The sequence below is a fragment of the Streptomyces sp. NPDC020801 genome (genome assembly GCF_044334385.1).
GTDB lineage: Bacteria > Actinomycetota > Actinomycetes > Streptomycetales > Streptomycetaceae > Streptomyces.
In genome coordinates, this window is the sequence record NZ_JBIRST010000012.1 from 232,725 (window position 1) to 251,392 (window position 18,668).

The following is an 18,668-nucleotide window of genomic DNA, read 5'->3' on the forward strand; positions in this document are numbered from 1 at the left end:
TTTCCTCGCTCACAGCTTCGGCGCAATCTCTTCGGTCCAGATACGCTCCCGCTGCTCCTGCGTCATGTGGCAGGCCGCCCAGTGTCCGTTGCCGACCTCGGTCAGCTCCGGGCGGACCGTGCGGGTGACGTTGTCCTTCGGAATGTCGGCGTACGGGCAGCGCGGGTTGAAGGCGCAGCCGGACGGGACGTTGATCAGGGAGGGCGGGGAGCCCTTGATCGGGATGAGCCGGTCGGTCTGCTCACGGTCGAGCCGCGGCATCGAGCCCAGCAGGCCCCAGGTGTAGGGGTGGCGGGGCGCGGAGAACACCTCGTCGGCCGGTCCGCGCTCCACACAGCGGCCGGCGTACATCACCAGCAGGTCGTCGGCGATCTCCGCGACGACGCCGAGGTCGTGCGTGATCATGATGACCGCGGAGCCGAACTCCTTCTGCAGATCCCGGATCAGGTCGAGGATCTGCGCCTGCACGGTGACGTCCAGGGCGGTGGTCGGCTCGTCGGCGATCAGCAGCTCGGGGTTGTTCACCAGCGCCATCGCGATCATCGCGCGCTGGCGCATACCGCCGGAGAACTCGTGCGGGTAGCTGTCCACACGCTTGGCCGGCTCCGGGATGCCCACCCGGTCCAGCATCTCGATCGCGCGCTGCCGGGCGACCTTCTTGCTGACGCCGTGGTGGACGCGGTACGCCTCCACGATCTGGGCCCCGACCGTGTAGTAGGGGTGCATGGCGGACAGCGGGTCCTGGAAGATCATCGCCATCTGCCGGCCGCGCAGCCGGCGCACCTCGTCGGGGTCGGCGCCGATCAGTTCCTGGCCGTCCAGCCAGACCTCGCCGGAGACCCGGGCGTTGGCCGAGCGGTGCAGGCCCATCAGGCCGAGCGAGGTCACGGACTTGCCGGAACCGGACTCACCGACGATGCCCAGCGTCTGGCCCCGGCGCACGTCGAAGCTGACGCCGTCCACCGACTTGACCAGACCGTCGTCGGTGTTGAAGTGGATGCGCAGATCGCGTACGGAGAGGAACGCGTCGTCGGCGTCGGATGGGGCGACGGTGGCCGGTTCGCCGAGCGCCGCCTTGTCGAGCTTGCTCACGAGTACCTCACGCGGGGGTCGATGGCTGCGTACACCAGGTCGACGACGAGGTTGCAGAAGACGATGAAGAACGCGGCGACCAGGGTCACGCCCATCACGATGGGCAGGTCGTTGTCCTTGATGGCCTGGATGGAGTACGCGCCGATGCCCTGCAGGGAGAAGACGGTCTCGGTGAGCACCGCGGTGCCGACGAGGGTGCCGAAGTCCATGCCGAAGATGGTGACGATCGGGGTCAGAGTGGCGCGCAGACCGTGCTTGGTGACGACCGCGCTCTCACGCAGACCCTTGGCCCGGGCCGTCCTGATGTAGTCCTCACTCATCACCTCCAGCATGCCCGCCCGGGTGAGCCGGGCGTAGGTGGCGGAGAAGAGGAACGCGAGGCTGATCCAGGGCAGCAGCAGGTGCCAGGCCCAGTCGGCCGGGTTCTGGGTGAACGGCACGTAGTCGGTGCTGTCCCAGATGGGCCACTGGTAGACGAACAGCGCGTTGATTACCTGCCCGGTGAAGAAGATCGGGAGGGAGACGCCGGCGAGCGCGATGAACATCGAGATCCGGTCCACCGGCTTGCCCTTGCGCAGCGCCGAGATGACACCGGTGGTGACACCGAAGATCAGCCAGATCACGGCCGCGCCGACGGCCAGCGAGAAGGAGATCGGGATGCGCTGGGTGAGCTGCGGCCACACCTCGACGTGGCTCTTGAAGGAGTATCCGAAGCACGGGGCGCTGCAGTGACTCGCGTCGGGGCCGAACTTGTAGTCGGCGCCCGCGAACAGGCCCTTGAGGTAGTCCCAGTACTGGATGTAGATGGGCTGGTCGAAACCCAGGTTCTTCTTGATCGCGGCGACGGACTCGGGGTTGGCGTCCTTGCCGACGTACTGGGTGGCCAGCTGGGTGGCTGTCTGGCCGCCCAGGCGGGGGACCAGGAAGAAGATGGCGAAGGTGACTGCGCTGACCACCAGCAGCAGTACCAATGCGCCGAAGACGCGTCGGATGATGTACGCAGCCACAGCTGTGCGGCTCCGGGTGACCGGGGCGGTGTGTGTCCGCCCCGGCCACCCGGTGCCTTCACCTGCCTTTCAGGGGTATCCGGCCTGCTGTTACTTCGAGGAGCCCAGCAGTGCGTAGTCGTACATGCCGAGGTACGCCTGCGTGACCGTGACGTTGGTCGCGGACGTCGGCCGGAGCAGCAGGTTCTTGCGGTAGATCAGCGGGACGACCGAGGCGTTGTCGAGCACCATCTTGTCGATGTCGCCCCACGCCTTGGTGCGGGCCGCGGAGTCGGTGTTGGCGATCGCGGACTTCAGAGCGCCGTTGATCTTCGGGTCGTTCAGCTCCATCAGGTTGTTGCCACCCGAGGGCTTGATGGCCGCACCGTCGACGATCTGGTCGAGGAAGCCGTAGCCGGTCGGCCAGTCGGCGCCCCACGCCATGGACAGCATGCCCAGCTTGTGCTCGTGCACGTAGCTCGGGACACCGGCGAAGTTGGCGAAGTACTTGCCGGAGGGGAACTGCTTGATGTCGACGGTGATACCGACGGACTTCAGCGAGTTCTGGATGGCGGTGGCGGCGGCCACCTCGGCGGGACGGTCGGAGCGGGCCGTCAGCGTGGTGGCGAAGCCGTTCGGCTTGCCGCACTGCTTCAGCTCGTCCTTGGCCTTCGCCACGTCACCCTTGTTGCCCGCGGTCGGGTAGGTGTCGAACTTGGTGTAGCCGTTGACCGACGGCGGCAGCAGCGTGCTGGCCACGTCGCCCTTCGGGGTGCCGCCGATGGCGTCGAGCACCGACTGCTTGTCGATCGCCCACTGCACGGCCTTGCGGCAGTGGATGTTGTCGAACGGCTTCACGTTCACGTTGAGCGCGATGTACTGCGTGGCGCCGGCGTAGGAGTTGTCCGTCTGCTTGGCGTACTTGCCGCTCAGCACCTTCGGCTGGGTCTGCGGCTGCACACCGGTGCCCGCGATGTCACCCGTGATCTTGTCGGCCAGCAGGTCGTTGTCGATCGTGACCGGGTTGACCTTGAACTTGACCTCGATGCGGTCCGGCAGCGCCTTGCGCACCGGGTCCGTCTTGGCGTCCCAGTTCTTGTTGCGGACGAGGGTGGCGCTGCGGCCCTCCTCGTACGACTGGAACTGGTACGGGCCGGAGGAGACGATGTGCTGGACGTACTTGGCACCGTCGTCCTTCGCCTGCGGCACGGGGGCCGTCTGCGAGAAGGTCGCCAGGTAGTCGAAGTCGGCGAACGGCTGGTTCAGCTTGAAGACGATCGTCTGGGCGTCCGGGGTCTCGATGGACTTCAGACCCTCGGCCGACTTGTCCTTGTAGGGGCCCTTGTACTTGTCGCCGCCCACCAGGTAGCTCTTGAAGTAGGTGGGGCCGTTGGACAGGGCCTCGGGCGCGAAGTTGGAGCGCTCGATCGCGTACTTCACGTCCTTGGACGTGATCGGCGTGCCGTCCTGGAACTTCAGGCCCGAGCGCAGGTGGTACGTCCACGTCTTGGCGCCGTCGCTGGGCTTGCCCAGGGACTCGGCGAGGTCGGGAACGACCGTGAGGCCGTCCTTGCCCGCCGCCGGCTTGAACGTGACGAGCGTACGTGCGTACAGCCGCGAGAAGTTCTGCACGAAGCCGTAGTACGTGTTGCCCGGGTCCAGGGAGTCCGGCACGTCGGAGTCCTCCAGCGTGACGTTACCCCCCTTCTTGCTCGACGCGTTGACGATGGAGTCCAGCGCCGCGTCCTTCTTACCGCTACCACCGCTGCCCTTGTCGCTGCCGCCCCCGCCGCCGCACGCGGCGGCGCCCAGCGAGAGCACCATGACCGATGCCACGGCCGCGGTAACCCTTCTCGTCTTCACGTGAGGAAAGCCCCCTCTATTGATGGATCACTTGCTGCGAGGGTCGAGCGCGTCACGCAGCCCGTCACCCAGCAGGTTGAATGCCAGGACGGTGATGAAGATCGCCAGTCCGGGCACGAACATGTACTGCGGATCTGCGGTGTAGAGATCCACGGCGTTGCTGAGCATTCCGCCCCAGGAGGCCTGCGGCGGAGCAATGCCGACTCCGAGGAAGCTCAGCGCGGCCTCGAAGAGAATGTTCGTCGGGATGATCAGCGTCGAGTAGACGAGGATCGGCGCGACGAGGTTGGGGAGCAGTTCACGGAACAGGACGTACGGACCCCGGGCCCCGAGGCTCTGCGCGGCCTCGATGAACTCCCGCTTGCGCAGGCTCATCGTCTGGGCCCGCACGATGCGGCCGATGTAGGGCCAGCTGAAGAAGCCGATCACGAAGATCAGCACGCAGATGCGCAGCGGCAGCCCCTCGAGTCCGAAGAAGCCGTCCTGAACCGAAGCCGAGATGGCGATGGCGAACAGCAGCAGCGGGAAGGCCAGGAAGGTGTCCATCAGCTTGCTGATGATGCTGTCCACCCAGCCGCCGTAGTAACCGGCGACGACGCCCAGGACCGTGCCGATCACCACCGACAGCAGGGTGGCGCCGCCGGCGACCAGGAGCGAGACCCAGGAGCCGTCGATGATGCGGGCGAGCATGTCACGCCCGTACTGCGGCTCGACACCCAGCGGGTGGGACCAGCTCATGCCGCCCCAGCCGCCCTTGGGGGCCAGCAGGGCGGGGTCGATGAGGTCCTGGTGGAACTTGTCGGGGTCGAGCCCGAAGATCCACTCGAGCGGCTTGGCGAGGACCGCCATGAGAACCAGCAGGATGACCACGACGCCACCCGCCACCGCCACCTTGTCCCGCTGGAACCGGGTCCAGGCGATTTGTGTGAGTGAACGCCCTTCGATCTGGCTCTTCTTGGCCCCGGCGAGCACGGCCTCAGGCTGCGCTCCGGCTTCCGCCCCGGTGGTCTCGATCGGTGCGGTCACAGTGACCTGACCCCTCTCGCCGGTGGTGACCGGCCTTTGCCCGCCGCTGTGGGCGGCTTTGGTTCGCTTACCTGCTGCGCGGCGGCGGCCGCGGATGGTTGCGGCTCGACTGTCCAGCGGATCCTTCGATTGGTTCGATCACAGGATCGGTGGCCTCGCGTCTGAGAGGCGAGTCTTCAACGCGCTCACGATCACTCGCCAGAGCTGATGGAGAATGTATGCGCAACCGTGATGCATTACGGGGGATTCCGTTATCCGAACAGCGGGTAGCGGCCCTCGGACACGGGGCAGTTGGGACAGAACGGCAATTCTGGGCGGTTCGGTACCAATCGGCGATGTCTACGCGCGCAGAAATGCGTCGGGCACGTAAAACATGTGGCGGGGCGTGAAGAGCGTGGCGAGCGGCCCCGGCCACGCCCCCGTCAGTAACCGCCCCGGGCCGGCGGGTAGCCGTACCCCGTCGCCGGTGACTGGGCCGGGGCGACGTGGGCCTCACGGTCGTAGAACGGGCGGGAGTTGGCGCGCAGCCACATCGCGACCGGGTCGTACTCGTCGGACATCGCCACGGTGGACACCGGCAAACCGTCCGGGACCGCGCCGATGGACTGCTGCATCATCGCCCGCACCGAGTCGACGGCCGGCGGCGAGGTCTCGTACACATCCAGGCCGATCGCGAGATACGGCGCTCCGAGCGCGGGCTGCACCCAGGCGCGGCGCAGGGCGCGGACCGCCGGCGTGCGGTGGGCGTTCTGCGTGAGCAGGGCGTAGAAGTGCGGGATCTCGATGGCCGGTTCGGACAGCCGGAGCGGGCCGGCCGGCTGGCGGTCCAGGCCGGTGGCCATGCGGCGCAGATCCAGCCAGGGGATGCCGACGCCGCCACCCGGCGCGTGCGGGTTCAGCCACAGGCCGTAGTGATCGGGGTAGAGGGTGCGGGCCACGTCGAGGCCGTCCACCACCTCGTACGACCGGTTCCAGCCACTCGCCGAGAGCTCCTGGGCCGAGGTGACGCAGGGGGCGTAGCCGTGGCCGTCGACCTCCATGTGGCCGTACTGGGCGTCCGGCGAGCCGGCCTGGCCGTGCCACAGCAGCATCCAGACCTGACCGGCGGACGGGGCCGCGAGGGCGCGCAACAGCGCCTCGTAGGCGTCGTAACGCCCGGGCGTCACCTGGCGCAGCATCTGCTCGACCTGCCCGGCCGCGGTGCCGCTGGCGCTCACTTGTACCGCCCCTCCATACAACCAACGTTCCGACCGAGCCGTGCGACTAGCTTAAGCCGCCGCCCGGGAGCCCGGGACGCGCCGTCCGCCGGCGACCCCGGATCGTCCTGGCCGATACCGCCACACTTCGGCGCAGCCGCATACCGGCACGGCCCCGCCCCCTCGCGGTGCCGTCAGTGGCCGTGCCGGTAGAACGGCCGGACCTGGTCCCGCATCCAGTCGGCCACCGGGTCCTGGGCCACGTCCAGCAGGACCAGGTTGACCGGCCACTTGACCGGGACCCGCGTCAGGGCGCGGCCCAGGGCGTCCAGGGGGCGGGCCCTCAGGTCGCCCTCCCACTGGGACAGCTCGACACCTATGAACATCACCGGGTCGGCCGTCTCGATGGCGGCCAGACAGCGGCGGGCCGCCAGGACCACACCCGTCCCCGCGAACTCCGCGGAGGCGGCGGCGAGGAAGTCCACCGGGTCGTCCTGCCAGTCGGGTTCGAAGAGACGGACGCGGCCGCCGCCCGCGGGGCCGTCCAGCGGGGTGCGGCCCGCCCGGCACAGTTCGGCCACGGCCGGCGGCGGCAGCGGGAGGCCGACGACGCCGTCCGGGTTGATCGCGATACCGGCCTGCGGCGGGAGCCCGCGGGCGAACTCCACGGCGGGGGCGATGGTGTACGGCATGTGGGAGCCGGCGACCTGGCGGAACTGCTCCTCGGAGCTGAACACCGGCACATACGCCTGGCCGTCGATCTCCAGCGTGGGCAGGTCCAGCGGACCGCCCTGCGGGCCACGTCCATTGGGCAGCGGCACCCAGAGGAAGCTGCGGGCGAGCACCTCGACGATCCGGGCGCCGGCCGACGGGATGCCGAGGGATGCCGACAGGACCTCCTCCAGCTCGTTGCCGGGCCATCCGCCGTGCGGGTGGGGGTGCGCCTGTGCCGGGAAGTCCGCGGAGAAGTCCGCCGGGAAGTCCATCTGCCTACCGCCTGCTGAGAACCACTGCTGTGACCGAAAGGCTATCGGGTGCGGACGCGGACGCCCGTGGCGCGCGCTCCCTGGTACGGAGCCGTGACCGCATCCGGAGCGGGACGGTCCCCGCACACCCCGCGCGGAGCCACGCCAGGCCCGCCCGCCACGCCCGCGCGCCGCGCCCTGTGCGGAGCCGTACACGCAGACCCTCCGGGGCCACGCGACACCGGCACACCTGACGGGACCGTACGCACGCGTGCCGTGCGGGACCACCCCTCCGCACCCGCTGCGGGACCTCGCCCGTGCCCCCTCGCGCATGAGCGCATGACCGCCTGACCGCCTGACCGCCTGACCGCCGACTTGACCGCTTGACCGCTTGACCGCCGGCGTGTGCCTTCCGACGGGTCCGGGCCGCGTGCCCACGGCCCCTCCCCCAGGACCACGCACGCCCGCCCGCGCGCAAAGCCGCACCCGCGCAATCCGTCCTCATCCCTATACCTGTCCCTATCCCTATCACCGTCCCTATCCCTATCCCTGTCCCTGTCCCTGTCCCTCACCTCGTGAAGCCGATGCGCCGGAGGCCGGTCGCCGCGGTCCGGTCCAGCAGGGTCGCCGAGGCGCAGCCCGGCGGGAAGCCGCCTCGCTCCGCTGCGTTCAGCAGGCGGGTGGCGGCTCGGCGGTGGCGGAGGAAGGCGTAGCGGGAGACGCCGCGGCCGCGCTCGCGCTGGCCGGACAGGGCGGTGTCGGGGGTGACGTCCAGCAGAAGCAGATGCAGCGTGCCGCCGCGGCGGTGGGCGGCGCGGGCCAGCCAGGCCCGGACCCAGGCCTGGGTGCCGCAGTCGTGGACCACGACGCCCTCGCCGGTACGCAGGGCGCGCCGCAGACCCGCGTAGTGGGCGAGGCGGACCAGGGGGCGGTAGGCCGTGTAGGGGAGGTACGGCGCCAGTCGGGCGTCCCATCGATCGCGGGTGTCCTGGGAGTCGATCCGGGTGCCGGGCACCGCCCGCCGCATCAGCGTCGACTTGCCGCTGCCGGGCAGGCCCGTGACCACGACGACGTCGCGCGGGCCGAAGAGCAGCGCGCGCGGGCCGCGGCCGGCCGGCCGCCCGCGCAGATCGCGGACCACCGGCCCGGGCGTCCCCGCCCGCTCGCCGCTCCGCGGCGTCCCCGCCGGGACGCCGGGCCGCCGGGGCAGGGCGAGGACCCGCTCGGGCAGTGCGAGGGCCTGACTCGTCGCGTACGCCGGGGTCCTGTTCACCGTCATCGTCCTCCCCTGGGGTGGTGACAGTTCACCTCCCCGTCGAGTGTAAAGAGAAGGTAATGCGAGGTGTACAGCCGTTTCGTGCGCGTACGGCCACAGGCCGGTTACAAGTGCCGCTCTGCCACAAGCGCGCCGGGCGTGCAATGATGTCCGCGCCAACTGCATACCGGCCGCTTGAATCCGCGCGGGAGAGTTCCCAGCCAGCCGTCTCGCTGGGACGCCGAAGGAGCAAGTCCCTCCCTTGAATCTCTCAGGCCCCGTTACCGCGCGGGCGAGGCACATCTGAAAAGCGGGCCGCTGCCGCAGTGGCTCCACCCAAGGTGCAAACCGTGATCGTCCGTCCTACGGCGGTCATGGCGAACCTCTCAGGTTCCGATGACAGATGGGGAGGACACGAGATCCGTCCTCGCCGTCATGCCTTGGAGACCGACCGATGAGCAGTACCGAATCCCATCAGCCGTCCCATCAGCTCCGTCATACCGCGCTCGACGCGCTGCACCGCTCGCTCGGGGCGACGATGACCGACTTCGCCGGCTGGGACATGCCGCTGCGCTACGGCTCCGAACGCGACGAGCACCTCGCCGTGCGCACGAGGGCCGGTCTCTTCGACCTGTCCCACATGGGCGAGATCACCGTCACCGGCCCGCAGGCCGCCGCGCTGCTCGACTACGCCCTGGTCGGCAACATCGCCTCCGTGGGTGTCGGCCGCGCCCGCTACACCATGATCTGCCGGGAGGACGGCGGCATCCTGGACGACCTGATCGTCTACCGGCTGGCCGAGACCGAGTACATGGTCGTCGCCAACGCCTCCAACGCCCAGGTCGTGCTCGACGCGCTCACCGGGCGGGCGGCCGGCTTCGACGCCGAGGTCCGCGACGACCGGGACGACTACGCCCTGATCGCCGTGCAGGGCCCCGAGTCCCCCGGGATCCTGAAGTCGCTCACCGACGCCGACCTGGACGGACTGAAGTACTACGCGGGTCTGCCCGGCACGGTCGCCGGCGTCCCCGCCCTGATCGCGCGCACCGGATACACCGGCGAGGACGGCTTCGAGCTGTTCGTCGCCCCGGCCGACGCCGAGAAGCTGTGGCAGGCTCTGACCGACGCCGGCGCGGGCGCCGGACTCGTCCCGTGCGGGCTGTCCTGCCGCGACACGCTGCGCCTGGAGGCGGGCATGCCGCTGTACGGGCACGAGCTGACGACCGGGCTGACCCCCTTCGACGCGGGTCTCGGCCGGGTGGTCAAGTTCGAGAAGGAGGGCGACTTCGTCGGCCGCGAGGCCCTGCAGGCCGCCGCCGAGCGCGCCGCCTCGCAGCCGCCGCGCGTGCTCGTCGGCCTGGTCGCCGAGGGGCGCCGGGTGCCCCGCGCGGGATACCCGGTCGTCGCCGCCGGCCAGGTGATCGGCGAGGTCACCTCCGGCGCCCCCTCCCCCACCCTGGGCAAGCCGATCGCCATGGCGTACGTCGACGCCGCGCACGCCGCGCCGGGCGCGCCAGGTGTCGGCGTGGACATCCGGGGCAGCCACGAGCCGTACGAGGTCGTGGCGCTGCCCTTCTACAAGCGGCAGAAGTGACACCGTCGTAGCCGGCCGGGCGTGACGTGGAGCAGTACAGCCCGTACCTCCCGTAAACCGCGTACACCCGTACCTTCCCCCTTGGTCACGCACGTCCCTTTCGCAGTCCCTCATCCACCAGCACTCCCCGCGTACAGGAGAATTCAGGACATGAACAACCCCCAGCAGCTGCGCTACAGCAAGGAGCACGAGTGGCTGTCGCCCGCCGAGGACGGCGTCGCGACGGTCGGCATCACGGAGTTCGCGGCCAACGCGCTCGGCGATGTCGTCTACGCCCAGCTCCCGGAGGTCGGCGACACGGTGAGCGCGGGCGAGACCTGCGGTGAGCTGGAGTCGACCAAGTCGGTGTCCGACCTGTACTCCCCGGTCAGCGGTGAGGTCACCGAGATCAACGAGGACGTGGTGAACGACCCGTCGCTGGTGAACTCCGCGCCCTTCGAGGGTGGCTGGCTGTTCAAGGTGCGCGTCTCGGAGGAGCCGGCCGACCTGCTCTCCGCCGAGGAGTACGCCGCCGAGACCACCGGCTGAGGGCGGACGGAAGCACATGACTGAGCAGATGACCGTTCTCAACACGCCCCTGCACGAGCTCGATCCGGACGTGGCCGCCGCGGTCGACGCCGAGCTGCACCGCCAGCAGTCCACGCTCGAGATGATCGCCTCGGAGAACTTCGCCCCCGTCGCGGTCATGGAGGCGCAGGGCTCGGTCCTCACCAACAAGTACGCCGAGGGCTACCCGGGCCGCCGCTACTACGGCGGCTGTGAGCACGTCGACGTGGTCGAGCAGATCGCCATCGACCGCATCAAGGAGCTGTTCGGCGCCGAGCACGCCAACGTACAGCCGCACTCCGGCGCCCAGGCGAACGCCGCCGCGATGTTCGCGCTGCTCAAGCCCGGCGACACGATCATGGGTCTGAACCTCGCGCACGGCGGCCACCTGACCCATGGCATGAAGATCAACTTCTCCGGCAAGCTCTACGACGTCGTCGCCTACCACGTGGGCGAGGACGGCCTGGTCGACATGGCCGAGGTGGAGAAGCTGGCGAAGGAGTCCAGGCCGAAGCTGATCGTGGCCGGCTGGTCGGCGTATCCGCGGCAGCTGGACTTCGCCGCGTTCCGCCGGATCGCCGACGAGGTCGGCGCGTACCTGATGGTCGACATGGCGCACTTCGCGGGCCTGGTCGCGGCGGGTCTGCACCCGAACCCGGTGCCGCACGCCCACGTGGTCACCACCACGACGCACAAGACGCTGGGCGGCCCGCGCGGCGGTGTGATCCTGTCCACGGCCGAGCTGGCGAAGAAGATCAACTCCGCGGTCTTCCCCGGTCAGCAGGGCGGTCCGCTGGAGCATGTGATCGCCGCCAAGGCAGTGGCCTTCAAGGTCGCGGCGAGCGAGGACTTCAAGGAGCGCCAGCGGCGTACCCTGGAGGGCGCCCGCATCCTGGCCGAGCGCCTGGTGCGGGACGACGTCCGGGCGGTCGGTGTGGACGTGCTGTCCGGCGGCACGGACGTGCACCTGGTCCTGGTCGACCTGCGCGACTCGGAGCTGGACGGCCGGCAGGCCGAGGACCGCCTCCACGAGGTCGGTATCACGGTCAACCGCAACGCCATCCCGAACGACCCTCGCCCGCCGATGGTCACCTCGGGCCTCAGGATCGGCACCCCGGCCCTGGCGACCCGCGGCTTCACCGCCGAGGACTTCGCCGAGGTCGCGGACGTCATCGCCGAGGCGCTGAAGCCGTCCCACGACGCCGACGCGCTGAAGGCCCGGGTGACGGCCCTGGCCGACAGGCACCCGCTGTACCCGGGTCTGAACAAGTAAGTCACCGCTCAAGGCACCGCGCACGGCCCGAGGACCACACTCCGTGCGCGGTGCCCGCCCCGCCGCCACCCCGGCGCCCCCGCACCACCGCCGTACCACCCCGCAGCACCGCTGCATTGAGGAGTCACCGTGGCCATCTCGGTCTTCGACCTGTTCTCGATCGGCATCGGCCCGTCCAGCTCCCACACGGTCGGCCCGATGCGGGCGGCCGGCCTGTTCGCCCGCCGGCTGCGCAACGAGGGCCTGCTGGAGCGGACCGCGTCGGTGCGCGCGGAGTTGTACGGCTCGCTCGGCGCGACCGGCCACGGCCACGGCACCCCGAAGGCGGTGCTGCTCGGCCTGGAGGGCGACTCGCCCCGCACGGTCGACGTGGAGACGGCGGACGAGCGGGTGGAGGGGATCAAGGCCTCGGGCCGGCTCCGCCTCCTCGGCGAACGCGAGATCGCGTTCTCCTTCGACGACGACATGGTCCTGCACCGCCGCGAGGTGCTCCCCTACCACGCCAACGGCATGACCCTGTGGGCATACGACGCCTCGGGGGCCGAGCTGCTCACGAAGACGTACTACTCGGTGGGCGGCGGCTTCGTCGTGGACGAGGACGCGGTGGGTGCCGACCGCATCAAGCTCGACGACACGGTCCTGAAGTACCCCTTCCGCACGGGCGACGAGCTGCTGCGCCTGACGAAGGAGACGGGCCTGTCGATCTCCTCCCTCATGCTGGAGAACGAGCGGGCCTGGCGCACCGAGGAGGAGATCCGCGAGGGGCTGCTGGAGATATGGCGGGTGATGCAGGCGTGCGTGGGGCGCGGCATGACCCGTGAGGGCATCCTGCCGGGCGGCCTCAGGGTGCGCCGCCGCGCCGCGGTCACCGCGCGCCAGCTGCGCGCCGAGGGCGACGCCACGGCCCGCGCGATGGAGTGGATCACGCTCTACGCGATGGCGGTGAACGAGGAGAACGCGGCCGGCGGCCGGGTCGTGACCGCCCCGACGAACGGCGCGGCCGGCATCATCCCGGCGGTCCTGCACTACTACATCAACTTCATCCCCGGCGCCGACGAGGACGGCGTGGTCCGCTTCCTGCTCGCCGCGGGCGCGATCGGCATGCTGTTCAAGGAGAACGCCTCCATCTCCGGCGCCGAGGTCGGCTGCCAGGGCGAGGTCGGCTCCGCCTGCTCGATGGCGGCGGGTGCCCTCGCCGAGGTCCTCGGCGGCACGCCCGAACAGGTGGAGAACGCCGCCGAGATCGGCATGGAGCACAACCTCGGCCTCACCTGCGACCCGGTCGGCGGCCTGGTCCAGATCCCCTGCATCGAGCGCAACGGCATGGCCGCGGTCAAGGCCGTCACGGCCGCCCGCATGGCGATGCGCGGCGACGGCTCGCACAAGGTGTCCCTGGACAAGGTCATCAAGACCATGAAGGACACCGGCGCCGACATGTCGGTGAAGTACAAGGAGACGGCCCGGGGCGGGCTGGCCGTGAACATCATCGAGTGCTGAGGACTTGGGCCCTGACCAGCGCGTTCAATTCTCTCCTCGTCCTGTGCGACCCCGCCATCCGCGTGCTCGGGATCTGACCCCGCAACACCTCCCCGCACGAGGTCTGCGACATCGAATCCGTCAGCCTCATGTCGAGGCGGGGTGAAGGACGCCGAGGGGCTGAACACCCGGCATGGCTCAGCCGGGCGTCTGCCTCGGCCCCTGGGCCGCCGACGCGGTATGTCATCGAGTGCGGCGTGGGCCCGCCCGCCCGGCGGCACTGAACATCGTCGAACGCCGAAGTGGTTCCTGTTCCCCCAGGGGCTACCGCACAGTAACCACTTACCCCTACGCTGCCGCCGACTCGGCGACAGCGAAGGGGAGTTGACCCATGCGTGTGGCAAGACGACTGGCGGCGCTGCTGGGAGCCGCCGCGCTGCTGTTGGTGGTGCCCGGAAACGCCCGTGCGTCGGCGCCCAAGTTCTCGCAGACGACGGCGATCGGTACGCACAACGCCTACGACAAGGCCAAGTACACGTACTTCGCGCAGGCGCTGGACTCCGGCGCCTCGCTGCTGGAACTCGACGTCTACACGGATCCGTTGAGCCGGCGCTGGCGGGTCAGCCACAGCAACCCGCTGGGCGACGACAACAACTGCGAGGCCGCGAAGTCCCCGGCCGAGCTGTACAGCAAGAGCCGCAACCAGGACCTCGGCAGCTGTCTGGACAACATCGCCGCCTGGCACCAGCTGCACCCGGACCACCGGCCGATCGTCTTCAAGGTGGAGATGAAGAACGGCTTCAACAACAACATCGGTCTCGGACCCGACGAGTTCGACACACTGGTGCGGCAGAGGCTCGGCAGCATGGTCTACAAGCCGTCCGACCTGCTGGGCGGCACGTACAGCTCGCTGGACTCGGCCGCGCGGGCCGATGCCTGGCCGTCCCGGGACGCCCTGACCGGCAAGGTCCTCTTCGAGCTGATCCCCGGCACGGTGGAGCAGGCCAACCCCTTCGACCACTACTGGACCGACCAGGAGTACGGCGACCACCTGCGTGACCTGTACGCGGCCGGAGGCATCGGGGAGGCGCAGGCCTTCCCTGCCGTCCTCCACGCCACGGCCGGCGACCCGCGCACCAGCCGCTACGACGCCTCGATCCGCCCGTGGTTCGTGTTCTTCGACGGCGACGCGGCGACCTACGTGACCAACGGCTACGACACGTCGTTCTACTCGAAGAACCACTACATCCTGATCACCACGGACGCCGCCGGTGTCTCCCCCGCGATCTCCTCGACCAGCCCCACGGACGCGGAGGTGGCCGCCCGCCTCGCCCTCCTGGCCGCCGACCACGCGAGCGTGATCACCTCGGACTGGTCGTCGAAGCCGGCGTCGGTACTGGGCTCGGTGGTCGACCGGAGCTGATGTTCGAACGCCCTGAGGGGATCGTCCGTACGGGAGACGGGGCAGAACTCAACCAACCAACTCCTTTCCCCCCCCACGGCACCTTCAGGGAGTTTGCATGCTGCACGGCATCGACGTGAGCGCCTACCAGTCCACCACCTACGGCACGGACGGCCTCTCCTTCGTCTTCATCAAGGCGACGGAGGGCCGTTCCTACGTCAACTCCAGACTCAGCGCCCAGACGAAGCACGGCCGGGACGCCGGTCTGGTCGTCGGCTTCTACCACTTCCTGTGGCCGGGCGACGTCACGGCCCAGGCCGAGTACTTCGTCTCCCACGCCCCCGAGAGGACGGGCGACATCCTCGCCGTCGACTGGGAGACCACCGGCGAGGGCAGCCATGCCTCCAACTCCGAGAAGGACCAGTTCATCCGCAAGGTGAAGGAACTACGGCCGCACAACCGGGTGATCCTCTACACCAACCGCAACTTCTGGCTCGGCATCGACACCACCTCCTACGCGGGCGACGGACTGTGGATCGCCGACTACGTCACCGCCGGCCACCCCCGCATCAAGGCCGACTGGCGCTTCCACCAGTACACCGACGAGCCCAACGACAAGAACGTGGCCAATTTCGGCAGCAGGGCGGCACTGCGGGAGTGGGCCGGCGCCTAGGTGTATTGCCCCGTGAGGTTGGGGACGCGGCTGGCGGGTGGTTGGCCTTTCAGCGCGGTGTGTCCGCGGTGGTGATTGTAGGTGTGCAGCCACTCGGGGAAGGCCGCTCGGCGTTCGGCCTCCGACCGGTAGGGGCGGGCGTAGGCCCACTCGTCGAGCAGGGTGCGGTTCAGGCGCTCGACCTTGCCGTTGGCCTGTGGCCGGTAGGGCCGGGTTCGCTTGTGAGCGATCCCGGCCGTGGCCAGCAGGTCGCGCCAGTCCCGTGGGCGGCAGCAGGAGCCGTTGTCGGTGAGCACCCGCTCGACGGTGATGCCCGCCTCGGTGAAGAACGCCTGGGCCCGCTGCCGGAAGCCGGTGGCGGCCTCCTTCTTCTCGTCCGCGTGGATCTCGCTGTAGACCAAGCGGGAGTGGTCGTCGACGGCGGTGTGGATGTAGCTGTAGCCGACGCCGGAGCGCTTCTTGCGTCCCGCCTGCCGTCCCAGGGCCTTGTGGCCGCCGCCGTCGGGGATGTTGCCGAGCTTCTTGATGTCCACGTGCACCAACTCGCCTGGCTTGTCACGCTCGTAGCGGCGTGAGACGCGGCCGGTGGCCCGGTCCGGGTGCGCCAGGCGGGCCAGGCCGAAGCGGGTCAGCACACGGTGCACGGTCGAGGGGACCAGGTGCAGCAGGTGCGCGATGCGGGCCGGACCCCAGCGGCGCAGGAGACGCACCTTGATGATCCGTCGCTCGGTACGGCTCGGTGTCCGCCCAGGACTGCTGTGCGGGCGGCTGGAGCGGTCGGCCACACCGGCGGCACCGACGCCCGGTAGCGGTCGGCCCACCGCTGGGCCGTTGTAGGTGAGACCTGGAAGCGTTCGGCAGTCCGTCGCAGGGTCCAGCCGTCGTCGACGACGCAGCGGGCCAGGCGCAGACGGCCGGTCTCGGTCAGGGGTGCATTACGGTGGGTCACGAGGGCCTTGCTGTCGCCAGGTGTAGAAGTCGCAATCCACACCGAGCCAGAAGGCCCTCACCCATTGCAAGGTCACTCAGCAGTGATCGCTGTCACGAACCTCCGTGGACAGAACACTCAGCGCACAATCTGGCACGGATGTATCAAGCCCCGACAAGCTCTCCAAGGCACTCAAGCCCATCTACAAACCCTCGTACGTGAATTCGTCGTGCGGGCTGGTAGGCGACGTGGCCACGCCGACCGTCACGGTGACGTCCACCGTATTCGAGTCGAGCTTGTCTTGCCCCGGCACCGTCGCGACGATCAGGGTCGGCCCCTGGACGGTCATCCGGTCGGCGATTTTGTCCTTGAACCGCACGGTCGCCCCCTTGGCGAAGCCCGAGCCGGTGATGGTGACCTCGTTGAAGACCCTCCCGCTGGGCGGGCTGACCGCGCTGACCACTACGGGCGCGGGCCCGCCGTCGTAGGCGAACTGCCCCAGCAGAACGGCGGGTGATGTGCCGAGGTTGGTGGTGACACGGACGTCGACGATGCCGGTCCCGTCGGGAGCGGTCACGGTGATCTTCTTACCGGACGGGTCGACGATGGGATTGGCGCACGGGATCGGGCCGAAGTCGACTCCACTGTCCTTGTCGAATCCGCTGCCGGTGATGATGACCTGCGTACCTCCCTTTCCGGCGGTTACGTTCAATCCGGTCACCACCGGCCCGGCTGCGACGACGGGCGCGTCCAGCAGGGTCAGATACGTGGAGTTGGCGTGCTGGAACGCGACCTGGCCCAGGAAGTCTGCGGTGGTCTCGTTGATGAGCTTCTTGTCGAGCATCGAGTAGTTCGGGTTCAGCGGCCTTTCGGTGCCGGGCTGGACGTAGTCGTTGCCCTTCCGGAGCCCGATGATCAAATCCAGCAGGCCCTTCACCTCTCCGTTGGCCTTCGGTCCCGGTAGTTTCGGGTCCCAGTACCAGTGGTCCCTGGCGTATACCAGATCGGACTCGACCCAGGCCTGCGGGACCACGTCGTACTTATTGAAGTAGCGCTCGTTCACACTCCACGGCCGGGAGTCGACGTAATCGGCGAAGCTCTTCAGGCCGGCGGTGGGGGCGGCGAAGGTGATGAGCGCGAACTTCGGATTGTTCGGAAACGGGGGCTGGGCTTGGAGGTACGTGGCCAGCATGGTGGCGATGCAGCCGCCGAGGCTGTGGCCGGTCACGTAGACCGTCGGCTGGGACTTTGCGGACGCCAGGAGGCTCTTGAGTGCTTGCGTGAGGGTCGTGCTACCAGGGTTGCCGCGCGCAGTGGCGATCTGAGTGAACGCGGCCATGGCGCCAGCCGAGACGGCGACGTCCATCGATCCGCCGGCGGTGAACGGCACCACCGTGCCGACGTCGAGGTCCTCCATCATGTCGATCGGATTGTCGATCGTGCCGCGGACGACCACGGCGAACTGGTTCAAGCCGGAGTTCGAGGCGATGTACGCGAGGTTCGCATTGTCCGGGCTGAGCGCCAGCCACCTCAGCGCCCACTTGCCGCCCGTGGCGAGCGTCGAGTCCTTCAGTTGGGCTTCGATGCCGCGCCTGGCGCGCTCGGCCTGTTCTGGCAGGGTTTCACCCGACGGGCGCGGGGTCGCCGCGGTGGCGGCGATTGCGGCGAGGGTCATGGTGACCTGGGCGGGGGTCGGATCCGACTGGGTCGCCTTCGTCATACCTGCTCCTTGCATGTCACCGGGGTCGAAGTGGGCCGCGGTGGCCGCACCGTACGGGCCTTCAGGGCCCCGGCCTCCAGACTGGCGCCCCGACGGGTGAACGGCACTCCGACTGTCGCGTTCACCGTATTCATCCTGTTTCGCGGTGCTCGGCCACCCGAGACTCTACGATCACGCGGAGTCGCGGATTTCAGGCTCCTGGCCCAGTACGACGACCGTCGGCATTCCGCCGCGGCCTGTGTGCCATCACGGACGCCGCCGTGGCCAGGCCGGCTCACCTGCCCCCAGCCGGAGTCTGCACCACCCGTCCACAACCTCCCGAGACACAACACCTGGGGGTGTCGTTCGGATCACCCCGGATCCGAGGCGATCCGAACGACACCCCCTGGCCCGTCAGCCCCGCCGGTCGGGGCCGAGATTGTGCAGCACCCGGCCGAGCTGGGGCGCGGTGAGCGGCGGCGTGGGCAGGCCGGGTGCGGCGGGGTGGGCGCGCAGGCCGTCGAGGAGCAGGGCCAGCGGGCGGCGCCAGGCGTCCGGGGCGACCGTGGTGAGCGCGGGGACGGCCCGGCCCAGGGCCGCCAGCGCCGGGTGGTGGCCATCGCGCCGGTTCCCCGGGCGGTCGGCCCGCATCCGAGCGCCGCCCGCCAGGCCGCCGAGCTGTCCGAGGACGGCG

14 protein-coding genes, 2 pseudogenes and 1 riboswitch are annotated in these 18,668 nt (G+C 69.4%); of the genes and pseudogenes, 6 read left to right on the forward strand and 10 right to left on the reverse strand.

Going from position 1 to position 18,668, the window contains the following annotated elements:
* Positions 1–9: 9 nt before the first annotated feature.
* The 7 genes from ACH4UM_RS25250 to ACH4UM_RS25280 all read right to left on the reverse strand — a co-directional run bounded on the left by ACH4UM_RS25250 (position 10) and on the right by ACH4UM_RS25280 (position 8,407).
* On the reverse strand, positions 10–1,092 hold the full coding sequence (locus tag ACH4UM_RS25250; RefSeq protein ID WP_398183457.1) for an ABC transporter ATP-binding protein: 1,083 nt from the start codon (positions 1,090–1,092) through the stop codon (positions 10–12).
* Positions 1,089–2,099, reverse strand: a complete 1,011-nt coding sequence (locus ACH4UM_RS25255; RefSeq protein ID WP_398183459.1) for an ABC transporter permease — start codon at positions 2,097–2,099, stop codon at positions 1,089–1,091. Before ACH4UM_RS25255 ends, ACH4UM_RS25250 begins: the two co-directional genes overlap by 4 nt.
* Positions 2,100–2,189: 90 nt before the next feature.
* Positions 2,190–3,902, reverse strand: a complete 1,713-nt coding sequence (locus tag ACH4UM_RS25260; RefSeq protein ID WP_398183584.1) for an ABC transporter substrate-binding protein — start codon at positions 3,900–3,902, stop codon at positions 2,190–2,192.
* Between the two features lie 66 nt (positions 3,903–3,968).
* Positions 3,969–4,967 (reverse strand): ABC transporter permease, encoded by a 999-nt coding sequence (locus tag ACH4UM_RS25265; protein WP_398183461.1) that lies wholly within the window; start codon positions 4,965–4,967, stop codon positions 3,969–3,971.
* 422 nt (positions 4,968–5,389) lie between these two features.
* Positions 5,390–6,184, reverse strand: a complete 795-nt coding sequence (locus ACH4UM_RS25270) for an enhanced serine sensitivity protein SseB C-terminal domain-containing protein (RefSeq protein WP_398183463.1) — start codon at positions 6,182–6,184, stop codon at positions 5,390–5,392.
* Between the two features lie 173 nt (positions 6,185–6,357).
* Positions 6,358–7,149: an enhanced serine sensitivity protein SseB gene (locus ACH4UM_RS25275; protein WP_398183465.1), complete on the reverse strand. Its 792-nt coding sequence runs from the start codon at positions 7,147–7,149 to the stop codon at positions 6,358–6,360.
* Positions 7,150–7,696: 547 nt separating this feature from the next.
* Positions 7,697–8,407 (reverse strand): AAA family ATPase, encoded by a 711-nt coding sequence (locus tag ACH4UM_RS25280; protein ID WP_398183468.1) that lies wholly within the window; start codon positions 8,405–8,407, stop codon positions 7,697–7,699.
* Positions 8,408–8,579: 172 nt separating this feature from the next.
* Positions 8,580–8,680: riboswitch (glycine riboswitch) on the forward strand.
* Positions 8,681–8,837: 157 nt separating this feature from the next.
* On the opposite strand from ACH4UM_RS25280, the gene gcvT reads away from it, so the two are divergent.
* The 6 genes from gcvT (at position 8,838) to ACH4UM_RS25310 (ending at position 15,347) form a co-directional block, all read left to right on the forward strand.
* Positions 8,838–9,977, forward strand: coding sequence for a glycine cleavage system aminomethyltransferase GcvT (gene gcvT / locus ACH4UM_RS25285; RefSeq protein ID WP_398183471.1), 1,140 nt, complete (start codon positions 8,838–8,840; stop codon positions 9,975–9,977).
* 150 nt (positions 9,978–10,127) lie between these two features.
* The gene (gene gcvH / locus ACH4UM_RS25290; RefSeq protein WP_398183475.1) at positions 10,128–10,505 is read left to right on the forward strand and encodes a glycine cleavage system protein GcvH; all 378 of its coding nucleotides are present in this window, start codon (positions 10,128–10,130) and stop codon (positions 10,503–10,505) included.
* A gap of 28 nt (positions 10,506–10,533) precedes the next feature.
* Positions 10,534–11,796: a serine hydroxymethyltransferase gene (gene glyA / locus ACH4UM_RS25295; protein WP_398183587.1), complete on the forward strand. Its 1,263-nt coding sequence runs from the start codon at positions 10,534–10,536 to the stop codon at positions 11,794–11,796.
* A gap of 129 nt (positions 11,797–11,925) precedes the next feature.
* Entirely contained in the window at positions 11,926–13,293 is a 1,368-nt protein-coding gene (locus ACH4UM_RS25300) for an L-serine ammonia-lyase (RefSeq protein WP_398183478.1), read from the forward strand.
* A 370-nt stretch (positions 13,294–13,663) separates the two neighbouring features.
* Positions 13,664–14,695, forward strand: coding sequence for a phosphatidylinositol-specific phospholipase C domain-containing protein (locus tag ACH4UM_RS25305; protein ID WP_398183481.1), 1,032 nt, complete (start codon positions 13,664–13,666; stop codon positions 14,693–14,695).
* A gap of 97 nt (positions 14,696–14,792) precedes the next feature.
* Positions 14,793–15,347: a GH25 family lysozyme gene (locus ACH4UM_RS25310; RefSeq protein ID WP_398183484.1), complete on the forward strand. Its 555-nt coding sequence runs from the start codon at positions 14,793–14,795 to the stop codon at positions 15,345–15,347.
* On the opposite strand, the pseudogene ACH4UM_RS25315 reads toward ACH4UM_RS25310, so the two are convergent.
* The 3 genes and pseudogenes from ACH4UM_RS25315 to ACH4UM_RS25325 form a co-directional block, all read right to left on the reverse strand.
* A pseudogene (locus tag ACH4UM_RS25315) lies at positions 15,344–16,296 on the reverse strand (IS481 family transposase). The gene ACH4UM_RS25310 and the pseudogene ACH4UM_RS25315 overlap by 4 nt on opposite strands.
* Before the next feature lie 181 nt (positions 16,297–16,477).
* Entirely contained in the window at positions 16,478–17,995 is a 1,518-nt protein-coding gene (locus ACH4UM_RS25320; protein ID WP_398183487.1) for an IPT/TIG domain-containing protein, read from the reverse strand.
* Positions 17,996–18,388: 393 nt separating this feature from the next.
* Positions 18,389–18,577: pseudogene (locus ACH4UM_RS25325) on the reverse strand (TetR/AcrR family transcriptional regulator); the annotation flags it as partial.
* Positions 18,578–18,668: the final 91 nt, after the last annotated feature.